The 11,137-nt window shown below is 66.0% G+C and carries 12 protein-coding genes; 11 read left to right on the top strand and 1 reads right to left on the bottom strand.

The features are described from left to right. Positions 1-144: 144 nt before the first annotated feature. From JOY90_RS07825 to JOY90_RS07805, 5 genes are all read left to right on the top strand, one after another. Entirely contained in the window at positions 145-1,074 is a 930-nt protein-coding gene (locus JOY90_RS07825) for a hydroxymethylglutaryl-CoA lyase (RefSeq protein WP_291690572.1), read from the top strand. A 2-nt stretch (positions 1,075-1,076) separates the two neighbouring features. Then, entirely contained in the window at positions 1,077-1,844 is a 768-nt protein-coding gene (locus JOY90_RS07820; RefSeq protein ID WP_291690571.1) for a GntR family transcriptional regulator, read from the top strand. Positions 1,845-1,914: 70 nt separating this feature from the next. Continuing rightward, positions 1,915-3,165, top strand: coding sequence for a CaiB/BaiF CoA-transferase family protein (locus JOY90_RS07815; RefSeq protein ID WP_291690570.1), 1,251 nt, complete (start codon positions 1,915-1,917; stop codon positions 3,163-3,165). Between the two features lie 198 nt (positions 3,166-3,363). Further along, entirely contained in the window at positions 3,364-3,516 is a 153-nt protein-coding gene (locus JOY90_RS07810; RefSeq protein ID WP_291690569.1) for a hypothetical protein, read from the top strand. A gap of 104 nt (positions 3,517-3,620) precedes the next feature. Next, the gene (locus JOY90_RS07805; protein ID WP_291690568.1) at positions 3,621-4,361 is read left to right on the top strand and encodes an ankyrin repeat domain-containing protein; all 741 of its coding nucleotides are present in this window, start codon (positions 3,621-3,623) and stop codon (positions 4,359-4,361) included. An 8-nt stretch (positions 4,362-4,369) separates the two neighbouring features. Here JOY90_RS07805 and JOY90_RS07800 read toward each other — a convergent pair whose 3' ends face one another. After that, a complete protein-coding gene (locus tag JOY90_RS07800) occupies positions 4,370-4,744 on the bottom strand; it encodes a hypothetical protein (protein WP_291690567.1) in 375 nt (124 codons plus the stop codon). A 4-nt stretch (positions 4,745-4,748) separates the two neighbouring features. Here JOY90_RS07800 and JOY90_RS07795 point away from each other — a divergent pair, with 4 nt between their 5' ends. The 6 genes from JOY90_RS07795 to JOY90_RS07770 all read left to right on the top strand — a co-directional run. After that, positions 4,749-5,246 carry a hypothetical protein gene (locus JOY90_RS07795; protein ID WP_291690566.1) on the top strand — a complete coding sequence of 166 codons (498 nt, stop codon included), beginning with the start codon at positions 4,749-4,751 and terminating at the stop codon, positions 5,244-5,246. A gap of 139 nt (positions 5,247-5,385) precedes the next feature. After that, positions 5,386-7,044 carry a bifunctional UDP-sugar hydrolase/5'-nucleotidase gene (locus JOY90_RS07790; RefSeq protein WP_291690565.1) on the top strand — a complete coding sequence of 553 codons (1,659 nt, stop codon included), beginning with the start codon at positions 5,386-5,388 and terminating at the stop codon, positions 7,042-7,044. Positions 7,045-7,147: 103 nt separating this feature from the next. Further along, positions 7,148-8,077 carry a histone deacetylase family protein gene (locus JOY90_RS07785; protein WP_291690564.1) on the top strand — a complete coding sequence of 310 codons (930 nt, stop codon included), beginning with the start codon at positions 7,148-7,150 and terminating at the stop codon, positions 8,075-8,077. An 82-nt stretch (positions 8,078-8,159) separates the two neighbouring features. Beyond that, positions 8,160-8,411 carry an exodeoxyribonuclease VII small subunit gene (locus tag JOY90_RS07780; protein ID WP_291690563.1) on the top strand — a complete coding sequence of 84 codons (252 nt, stop codon included), beginning with the start codon at positions 8,160-8,162 and terminating at the stop codon, positions 8,409-8,411. Positions 8,412-8,855: 444 nt separating this feature from the next. After that, positions 8,856-10,784 carry a 1-deoxy-D-xylulose-5-phosphate synthase gene (gene dxs, locus JOY90_RS07775; RefSeq protein WP_291690562.1) on the top strand — a complete coding sequence of 643 codons (1,929 nt, stop codon included), beginning with the start codon at positions 8,856-8,858 and terminating at the stop codon, positions 10,782-10,784. A gap of 184 nt (positions 10,785-10,968) precedes the next feature. After that, positions 10,969-11,137, top strand: a 169-nt coding sequence (locus JOY90_RS07770) for a nucleoside 2-deoxyribosyltransferase (protein WP_291690573.1), incomplete at its 3' end; no start/stop codon positions are given.

Raw genomic sequence — 11,137 nt, 5'->3', positions numbered from 1 at the left:
TCCGAACAATCCGGGCGTATTCGCGTCGCGGCAACGCGGCGTCATGCCCGTTTGACGGCTCGTCTGGGGATGCGTTAACGTATACGTTAAGTCATCCTGCCCCATCAAGCGATCGCCCGTGCTCCATCTCCCGAAAAGATCACCGTGGTCGACGTCGCCGCCCGCGACGGCCTGCAGAGCTTTTCGCGCTGGGTCGATACCGAGGTCAAGGTGCGGATGGTCGTCCGCCTTTTCGAGGTCGGCTTTCCTGTCATCGAGGTGACGAACTTCGCGCATCCGCGCGTCATCCCGCATCTGAAGGACGCCGAGGAGGTGATGCGGCGGATCGAGCGGCGGCCCGGCATCGTCTATCGCGCCCAGGCGCCGAACGCGCGCGGCGCCGAGCGCGCGGTGGCCGCCGAGGCGCAGGAGATCCTCGGGCTGATCACCTGCAGCGAGACCTACAACCGGAAGAACCAGAACATGACGATCGAGCGCGGCATCGCCGCCGCGATCGAGACCTTCGAGGTGGCGCGGACGGCGAACATTCCCTTCCCGATGGCGGTCGGCATGGCCTGGTGGTGCGCCTATGAGGGCGACATTCCCCAAGCGCGCGTGCTCGATATTCTCAGGCGGCTGCGCGAGGCCGGCATCACGCGCTATTATCTCGCCGATTTCGTCGGCATGGAGGACCCGGCCGGTGGCGGCGCGCTGTTCCGCGCGGTGCGCGACGCCTATCCCGATATCGAGCTCGGCTTCCACATCCACAACACCGCCGGCAACGGGCTCGCCAACCTGCTCGCCGCGATGGACGCCGGCGCGACCTTCGCAGAAGGCGCGATCTGCGGCATCGGCGGCGGCATCATGACGCCGACCAGCATGGCCTCGGTCGGCAATCTCGCGACCGAGGACCTCGTCCACTTCCTTAACACGACGGGCATCGAGACCGGTCTCTCGACCGATGCCGTGCTTGCCGCCGCGCGCGACGTCGCAGCGATGCTCGACATCACCTCGAACGCCTTTGTTGCCTCGAGCGGGACGCGCGAAGCCGTCATGGCGCAGGCCCGCGATCATCAGCGCTACCACCCGAAATGACCATGGCAAGGATCGCGCAGCGCGTAACACGAAAGGCGGCATCGGAACCGTACGGCGGCGCCGTGCGCGCGATCTCCAGCGAGGCGCGGGCGACCTCAAGCGAGGCGCGGGCGACCTCGACCGACCAGATCTATCACCTCCTCCGCCAGAAGATCTTGGACAGCGACATGCTGCCCGGCGCCAATTACCTGGAGCAGGAGCTCGCGGTCATGCTCGGCGTCAGCCGCACGCCGGTGCGCGAGGCGCTGATCCGGCTGCAGGCCGACAATCTGGTGCAGGTCATTCCCCGCCACGGCATCAAGGTGCTGCCGCTGGCGCCGAGCGACATGAAGGAGATCTACGAGGTCGTGATGGGGCTGGAGCCGATGGCGGCGGCGCGTGTGGCGGCGATGCGGCCGAGCGAGGCCGCGCTGCGGCCGATGGTGAAGGCCTGCAGCCGCATGACGGCGGCGATCCGCTCCGGCGACGTGGAATCCTGGATCGCGGCCGACGATGATTTCCACTCCGGCATCGTCGCGCTCTGCGACAACGCGCGGCTGATCGGCATCATCACCAACTGCGCCGACCAGGTGCATCGCGCCCGCCGCTTCACCATCAAGCTGCGCCCGCATCCGGACCCGCAGCGCTCGATCCGCGAGCACAAGGAGATTCTCGACGCCATCCGCGCTGGCGACGCCAAGGCCGCGGCGGCGAGGAGCTACGCCCATCGCGAGCGCGGCTGGAGCGAACAGCTCAAGGTGCTGACCGAGTTCGGCATAAGGCAGGTCTGAAAAATGCCCTTCCGGCCCCGTTGCCGGCGGGTGGAGCAACGTATGCGTTAAGTCGACAAAGGATAACGAAATGGCAGAGGCGGACAACGTGCAACAGGGCGCCAGGCGTCGCGGGCCGCTGGAAGGCGTGCGCGTCATCGACATCGCCTCGTTTCTCGCAGGCCCGATCGGCGCGATGTTTCTCGCCGATTTCGGCGCCGACGTCATCAAGATCGAGCGGCCCGATACCGGCGACGAGTCGCGCTACTGGGGCAACGCCAGGAACGGCATTGGCCTGTATTACAAGGTGCTGAACCGCAACAAGCGCTCGGTCACCGCGGATTTGCGCACGCCGCTCGGCGTGGAAATCGTCAAGCGCCTGGTCAAGACCGCCGACATCCTGATCGAGAATTTCCGCCCCGGCACGCTGGAGCGCTGGGGGCTGGGCTGGGACGTGCTGTCGGCGATCAACCCCGCCCTCGTGATGGTGCGCATCACCGGCTTCGGCCAGACCGGACCGAACGCCCCTCGTCCCGGTTTCGGCACGCTGGCCGAAGCCTATAGCGGCTTCGCCTACATCAACGGCACGCCGGAACTGCCGCCGATCCTGCCCGGCTTCGGTCTCGCCGATTCCACCGCCGGCCTCACCGGCGCCTATCTCGCGATGGTCGCGCTGAAGGGCCGCGAGGTGAACGGCGGCCGCGGCCAGTACATCGATCTCGCCCTGTACGAGCCGCTGTTCACCCTGCTCGGCCCGCAAGCGGTCGATTTCGACCAGCTCGGCCTCGTCCAGGAGCGCAACGGCAGCTACCACTCCTTCACGTCGCCGCGCAACTGCTACCGCAGCAGGGACGGCAAGTACGTCGCGATCGCCGGCGCGTCGCAATCGACCTTCGAGCGGATGTGTGTCGCGCTCGGCGTGCCCGATCTGCCGGCCGATCCCCGCTTCAAGGACAACCGCCTGCGCGTCGTCAACAACCGCGTGCTCGATCCGATCCTGGCGAAGGCCGTGGAGAATTTCACCCTCGACGAGCTGATGGAGAAATTCATCGCCTGCGAGGCCGCGGCAGCCCCCGTCAACAACATCGCGCAGATTTTCGAGGAGCCGCATTTCAAAGCGCGCGGCAATGTCGTCACCGTGGAGGACGAGGAACTCGGCGGGCCGGTCCGTTTCCAGAACGTGGTCGGCAAATTGTCGGAGACGCCCGGCGAGGTGCGCCATGCCGGCCCAAGACTCGGCTCCAGCAATCGCGAGATCCTGATCGAGGAGCTCGGCTTCAGTGAGGCGGAGCTTGGCGAAGCCTCGAAACCGAAGCCGGGGTCACGAACCGCGGCGTCCTGAGCATCCGCCACAAGCGGTCCGGTCAAAAAAGAAAACACCAGGGGGAAACAATGTCGAAACCGCCAGGCCTGCTATCCCGCCGCGCGCTGCTTGCGTCCGCCGCGGTCGTCCCGCTCGCCCCACCCTCATCGCCAGGGGCGCAACCGCCGAATTCTCCTACAAGTTCGCCAACGACTTCCTGAGCCACGCGCCATCGAGATGGTCGAACGCGCCGCTTCCGGCAATCTGGATATCCTGATGCTCGGCCGCGACCTCTACCATGCGACGCGCGGCTTGACGCCCCATCAAGCGCTGGACCAGGCCCGTTTCGCGCTCGGCGTCGCGCTGTCGGCGAAAGCAGAGCAAACATGATCGGAGGTGGGTGCGCGACGGGCGCGCCCTCGCCGCGAAATCGGCGAAAAGCGGGCGTCTTGTGTCGCCGATTTCGTGTTACAACCGGAGCGGGCGACGTGACGATGAACTTGCGTAAGCTGCAAAGTGACGAACCGAGCGCCGCAACCCTCACGGCGGCGCTTCAGCAGGGCGACATCGCGGCCCTCGACCGCCTGCTCGGCGGCGACCCGACGCTCGCCGGCGCCGTGGTGGAGGACGCGAAAGGCGGCGGCCGCACGCTGCTGCATCTGTTCGCCGATTCGCCCGGCCATCGCCCGAATGCCGCGGCGGTCGTCGCACGGCTCGCGACGGCCGGCGCCGATCTCAACGCGCCGGCGGTGAAGATGTGGCACACGGAGACGCCGCTGCATTGGGCGGCGAGCAACGACGACGTCACCCTGATCGATGCGCTGCTCGATGCCGGCGCCGACATCGAGCGCGCCGGCTCCTCGATCGACCGCGGGCCGCCTTTGTCGTCAGCCGTGGGCTACGGCCAATGGGCGGCGGCGCGGCGGCTGATCGCGCGCGGCGCGAAGACGCAGCTCTGGCATGAGGCCGCGCTCGGGCTGGTCGACGCCATCGGCAAACGGCTCGAAGCCGATCCGGCGCTGCGCGGCGACGCCTTGTCAGGACCGTTATGGAACGCCTGCCATGGCGGTCAGCTTGCCGCGGCCCAGCTCCTGCTGAAACACGGCGCCGACCCGAACTGGTCCGCGCCGTGGTCGGGCCAGACGCCGCTCGACGTCGCCGAGGCCAAGGGCCATGCCGAATTGGTCGTCTGGCTGCGCAAGCAGGGCGCGACGAGCGGCAAGCTGGAGGATTGAGACTGTCCCTACGGCCTTGGCTTCATCGACTGCGGCGACAGCGGGATATGGAAGATCCTGTAGCCCGCGATCTCGGGGAAGCGTTCCGCGACGTCCGCCTGCTCCACCGCCACGACGGCGGCCGGCACCTCGCCGTTGACCAGGCGGTTGATGGCGGTGCCCTGCCCCTCGCTCAACTGCACCTCGGGCGCGCCGGCGGCGACGATGGCCGTTCGCACGTTGGTGTTGGACAGGGAATAACGGTCGTCGATCGCGACGGTCCTCGCCTTGAGGTCGGCGACCGACTTGACGTCCAGCCGTGCCAGCACCACGGCGACCAGTGCACTGGCGTCGGCTTGCGCTGGCACGGCATCGGCCCCCGCCGCCGCGACCTGATTCTGCATGGTCTTGGGCGGCGGCGAAGCCGGCGCTTGCGAAACCGCATTGTCGGGCTGCTTCGGCGCGGCCTCAGCCGAGGGCTGCGGCGGCAATGGGGTGTGCGAGGCGGGCGGACTGGCCTTTGCAGCAGCCGTGACGGGCTTGGTGCTCTTCTTGGCCATGCGCGTCCGATGGCGGACCCGCGCGAGCCTGGGCTTCACCTTTCGGTGCGCAGTGACGGACCGACCTTCGGTCGCGTCCGACCGCACGAGCGGTGTCGGCTGCATCGACACGGGAACGGCCGTCCAGCAGGCGAACGGATTACGGCCGACGCAATTGTCGGCGACCGCCTGCGGCGGCGTTGGCGGTTGGCGGCTGCAGGCGGCGAGCGTCGCAGCCAGCGCGACAATGAGAAATGTCCTCAAGCAGTTGCTCCACGGAACAGAGGGCTGCCCGCAATTCTTGCTGCATCATCATTTCGCGCTGATCGGTTTATCTGTGGTGCAGAAGTCGTTAAGCGTGGATTAAGACTACGGCTGCGGCTGCTGGATACGCCAGCATGGTTAATGCGTGGCCGGGGGCGTGCACGGATAACGGCTCGATGCGGATCGAGCGCAGGTGCACGCGGCTTCGTGAAATCGTCGCCGGCTCACTCTATGATGAGACCATGAAATTCACACGCCTGCTCGCGCTGCTTGGCGCCCTCGCCTTCTCGCCCCCCGCGCCTGCTCAAACCGCAGCCCCGGTCGATCTGCGCATTCTCGCGATCAACGACCTCCACGGCTACCTGCAGCCGCCGCCCGGCGGCATTCGCATCGCCGATCCTAACGACAGGACGAAGACGGTCACCGTTCCGGCCGGCGGCGTCGAAACCATGGCCACGGTGGTGACCAATCTGCGCGAAGGCCACAGGAACGCGATCTTCGTCGCCGCCGGCGACCTGATCGGCGCCAGCCCGTTTCTGTCGGCGATGTTCCACGACGAGCCGACCATCGAGTCGCTGTCGATGATGGGGCTCGCGCTCTCCGCCGTCGGCAACCACGAATTCGATGAAGGCAAGGATGAACTCCTGCGCATGCAGGATGGCGGCTGCCATCCGCTCGACCATTGCCTGGGGCCGCATCCGTTCGCCGGCGCGAAATTCCACTATCTCGCCGCCTCCACTTTCGTGAAGGACACCGGCAAGACGCTGTTGCCACCCTACGAGATCCGCAGCTTCGACGGCATCCCAGTGGCGTTCATCGGGCTTGCGCTGAAGGGCACGCCGGAGATCGTCTCGCCGGCGAGCTCGGCCGGTCTCGAATTTCGCGACGAGGCGGAGACGGTGAACGCGCTGGTGCCTGAATTGAAGGCGAAGGGCGTCGAGGCGATCGTGGTGCTGATCCACGAGGGCGGCTTCCCGAGCGGGGATTACAACGAATGCCCGGGCATCTCCGGCCCGATCGTCGATATCGTGAGAAAGCTCGACAAGGCCGTCGACGTCGTGATCAGCGGCCACACGCATCGTGCCTATGTCTGCGAGATCGACGGCCGGCTCGTGACCAGCGCGGACAAGTTCGGCACCCTCGTCACCGCCATCGACTTGAAGCTCGATCCGGCGACGCGCGACGTCGTCAGCGCCAAGGCCGAGAACAGCATCGTCCGCGTCGGCGGCTATGCCAAGGACGCTGCGCAGACGGCGCTGCTCGACGCCTATGACAAGGTTGCCGCTCCGATCGCCAACCGCCGTGCCGGCTCGGTCACCGCGACGCTGTCGCGCGTGCCGAACGCCACAGGCGAAAGCGTGCTCGGCGACGTCATTGCAGACGCGCAGCTCGAGGCGACGCGCAGCGAGGCCAATGGCGGTGCCATCATGGCTCTCACCAATCCCGGCGGCATCCGCATCGACATCGTCAAGAAGGGCGACGGCACGGTGACGTTTGCCGACGTGTTCGCGAGCCAGCCGTTCCGCAACCAGTTGGTCACGGTGACCTTGACGGGCACTGCGATCAAGGCCGCACTCGAGCAGCAGTGGCTCGATCCGACCCGACCACGCATCCTGCAGATATCCGGGGGATTCAGCTACGCCTGGGACGCCACGAAGCCTTACGGCGAACACGTCATCGCCGCATCGATGATGTTGAATGGCGAACCGGTTGCACCCGACAAGACCTACCGCGTCACCGTCAACAATTATCTTTTCCTCGGCGGCGACGGCTTCGCCGCGCTGAAGGACGGCACGAGGGCGCAGTTCGGTGTCTACGATTCCGACGCGCTGTTTGCCTATTTCCAGGCTAACAGCCCGTTACAGCCCTCGGCCGGGGGCCGAATCGCGCGGGAGAACTAGCCAGAACCGAGGGCATCGCCGGCGCCGTGTCAACGCGCGGCTCTTTCCGATCCGCTCGCAAGCTCCTACATTGGTTCCTTCGCGTGAGCGCAAAGGGTGTCGCATGACCACTCTTCTTCTGACCCATCCGGCATGCCTCAACCATGCCACGCCCGAGGGGCACCCTGAGCGCGCCGATCGTCTGCGCGCGGTCAACGAGGTTTTGTCGGACGCGCGTTTCAACCCGCTGGTGCGCGGCGAGGCGCCCGAGGGCAATCTCGATCTGGTCACGCTGTGCCACAGCGAGCACTATGCGACCGAGCTTCGCCACATCGCGCCCGACCAGGGCGTGATCTATATCGACGGCGATACCTCGATGTCGCCCGGCACCTGGGAGGCCGTGATGCGCGGCGTCGGCGGCGCGGTCGCCGCGACCGACGCGGTGATGTCCGGACAGCACCGAAATGCCTTCGTCGCGATCCGCCCGCCCGGCCATCACGCCGAGAAGGCGACGCCGATGGGCTTCTGCTTCTTCGACAATGCCGCGATCGCCGCGCGGCATGCGCAACGCAAATACGGCATCGGCCGCGCGGCCGTGGTCGACTTCGACGTGCATCACGGCAACGGCACCCAGGACATCTTCTGGTCCGATAAGTCCGTGATGTATTGCTCGACCCATCAGATGCCGCTGTTTCCCGGCACTGGCGCGCGCGGCGAGCGCGGCGATCACGACAATATCGTCAATGCGCCGCTCGCCTCGGAGGACGGCGGCGCCAAGTTCCGCGCGGCATTCGAGAACCTGATCCTGCCCGCCCTGCAGAAATTCGCTCCCGAACTGATCGTCCTCTCGGCCGGCTTTGATGCCCATTACCGCGACCCGCTCGCCTCGCTCAATCTGAGAGCCGAGGATTTCACCTGGGTGACGCACAAGCTGATGGAGGTTGCCAACAGCACGGCCGGCGGCCGCGTTGTCTCGGTGCTCGAAGGCGGCTATGACCTGCAAGGCCTGAGGGAATCGGTCGCAGCGCATGTCACCGCCCTGATGGGCGCCTGATTTGCTACTCAGACGCGCCGCAATCCGTCCGCAGCATTGTCTGGAGTTGCGGAAGACCTGATGGTGCACGCAGGAAACGAGCATGGCAGAGAACAATCTGGCGGATGTGAAAAAACTGCCCTTCGAGCGCGCGATCGAGGAGCTGGAGCTGATCGTCAAGCGGCTCGAAGAGGGCAGAGTGCCGCTGGAGGAATCGGTCGCCATTTACGAGCGCGGCGAGGCCCTGAAGCGACGTTGCGAGGAATTGCTGCGTCAGGCCGAGGCACGCGTCGAGAAGATCACCACCGATGCGGGCGGCCAGGCGAGCGGCGCCGAGCCGCTTGACGTTCAGTAAGTCGAGATTTGCCGTTCGATGGACCTGACCACTCACCAGTCATGCCACTCGATTGGGCAGGCCGGGAACCATTGCTGCTGTCTGCGATTAGGGTTAGCCACGCGGCCGCCGCAGCGGTGGCGTCGCGGTTCCAGGAGCGGGTTGGCTTTGCCGAGCGCTTTGGTGTAAAGTTTTAGGTACTATGGGCTTTTGATGGCAGCACTCGTCCGGCTGGACCAGCGCGTTAAATGCCTGACGGAGCTGGTAAAAGTGGCTTGCAGGGGGTAAAGCCGCAAGGGTGACACGTATCACATTGATCGATCTGGACCGCATCTAGACTGTGCTAATCGGGCCGCTCGGCTCGCGCGCAGGTAACCCGGAGTGACCGGACCTGGCTTGCGCCCGCATCCATCCTGCAACTCGCGTTCGGGACCCTGGTTCCGACCTGACAATTGGAACATCGCCGTGACCGTATTCAGTAAGACGCCGCTTCTCGACACCATCCGCACCCCGGACGACTTGCGCCGGCTTAAGGTGGAGCAGCTTCGGCAGGTCGCCGATGAGTTGCGCCAGGAAACCATCGACGCCGTCTCGGTGACGGGCGGCCATTTCGGCGCCGGTCTCGGCGTCGTCGAGCTGACCACCGCGATCCACTACGTCTTCGATACACCGCAAGACCGGCTGATCTGGGACGTTGGCCACCAGGCCTATCCGCACAAGATCCTCACCGGTCGGCGCGACCGCATCCGCACGCTGCGCACCGGCGGCGGGCTGTCCGGCTTCACCAAGCGCAGCGAGAGCGATTACGATCCGTTCGGTGCCGCGCACTCCTCGACCTCCATCTCGGCCGGCCTCGGCATGGCCGTGGCGCGCGACCTCTCCGGCGGCAAGAACAACGTGATCTCCGTGATCGGCGACGGAGCGATCTCGGCCGGCATGGCCTATGAGGCCATGAACAATGCCGGCGCCATGAACTCCCGCCTGATCGTCATCCTCAACGACAACGACATGTCGATCGCGCCGCCGGTCGGCGCGATGAGCGCCTATCTGTCGCGGCTCTATTCCGGCAAGACCTACCGCACGCTGCGCGAAGCGGCCAAGCAGATCAACAAGCGCCTGCCAAAGGTCATCGCCAACCGCGCCGACCGCGTCGAGGAATATTCCCGCGCCTTCATGATGGACGGCGGCACGCTGTTCGAGGAGCTCGGCTTCTATTACGTCGGCCCGATCGACGGCCATAACCTCGATCACCTGCTGCCGGTGCTCAAGAACGTCCGCGACATGGAGACCGGGCCGATCCTGGTCCATGTCGTGACCCAGAAGGGCAAGGGCTATCCGCCCGCGGAAGCCTCCGCCGACAAGTACCACGCGGTCGTCAAGTTCGACGTCGCGACCGGCACGCAGGCCAAGGCCAAGCCGAACGCCCCGGCCTATCAGAACGTGTTCGGCCAGAGCCTCGTCAAGGAAGCTCAGAAGGACGAGAAGATCGTCGGCATCACCGCGGCGATGCCGTCCGGCACCGGCATTGACATCTTCAACAAGGCCTTCCCCAAGCGCACCTTCGATGTCGGCATCGCCGAGCAGCATGCCGTGACCTTCGCGGCGGGCCTCGCCAGCGAAGGCTACAAGCCGTTCTGCGCCATTTACTCGACCTTCCTGCAGCGCGGCTACGACCAGGTGGTCCACGACGTCGCGATCCAGAGCCTGCCGGTTCGTTTCGCGATCGACCGCGCCGGCCTCGTCGGCGCCGACGGCGCCACCCATGCCGGCTCGTTCGACAATGCCTATCTCGGTTGCCTGCCGAACTTCGTGATCATGGCGGCGGCCGACGAGGCCGAGCTGGTGCACATGGTGGCGACCCAGGTCAGCATCAACGACCGCCCGAGCGCGGTGCGCTATCCCCGCGGCGAAGGCCGGGGCGTCGAAATGCCCGAGGCCGGCGTGCCGCTGCCGATCGGCAAGGGCCGCATCATCCGCCAGGGCAGCAAGATCGCGCTGCTGTCGTTCGGTACACGGCTTGCCGAGTGCGAGAAGGCCGCCGACGAGCTCGCCGCGCATGGCCTGTCGACCACGGTGGCGGACGCGCGCTTCCTCAAACCGCTCGATGAAGATCTCGTGCGGAAACTGGCGCGCGACCACGACGTGCTGATCACCATCGAGGAAGGCTCGATCGGCGGCTTCGGGTCGCATGTCATGCAGGTTCTCACCGACAACGGCATGCTCGACAACGGCAGTCTGAAGGCGCGTTCGATGATCCTGCCCGACGTGTTCCTCGACCACGACTCTCCGGCCGCGATGTATGCGCGCGCCGGTCTCGACGCCAAGAGCATCGTCAACAAAGTGTTCGACACGCTCGGCAAGGATTTCAAGACCGAAGCCGTGAAGCTGGCGTGATCTCTTCACCCTCCCCTGGAGGGGGGAGGGTCGCCGCGAAATGAAATGAGCGGTGGGGTGGGGTGAAAGTCTCTCACCGCGACAAGCCTTGAAAAGATCACCCCACCCCGTCTCACATTTCGCTTCGCTCATGTGAGCCGACCCTCCCCCGCCAGGGGAGGGTAAGCAAGAGCCCCGCTGATCCATGAAAATCTATCTGGCAGGTCCCGACGTGTTCCTGCCGGATGCGATCGAGATCGGCCGCCGCAAGGTCGAGATTTGCGCGCGCCACGGCCTCACCGGGCTCTATCCCCTCGACAACGCAATCGCCCTCGGGGCGCCCAACGCCTCCGTGCAGATATTCAGGGCCAACG

The organism is Bradyrhizobium sp. (assembly GCF_019242285.1).
Lineage (GTDB): Bacteria > Pseudomonadota > Alphaproteobacteria > Rhizobiales > Xanthobacteraceae > Bradyrhizobium.
The sequence above is the reverse complement of the archived record's forward strand: the minus strand, read 5'-3'. Positions and strand labels throughout refer to the sequence as shown.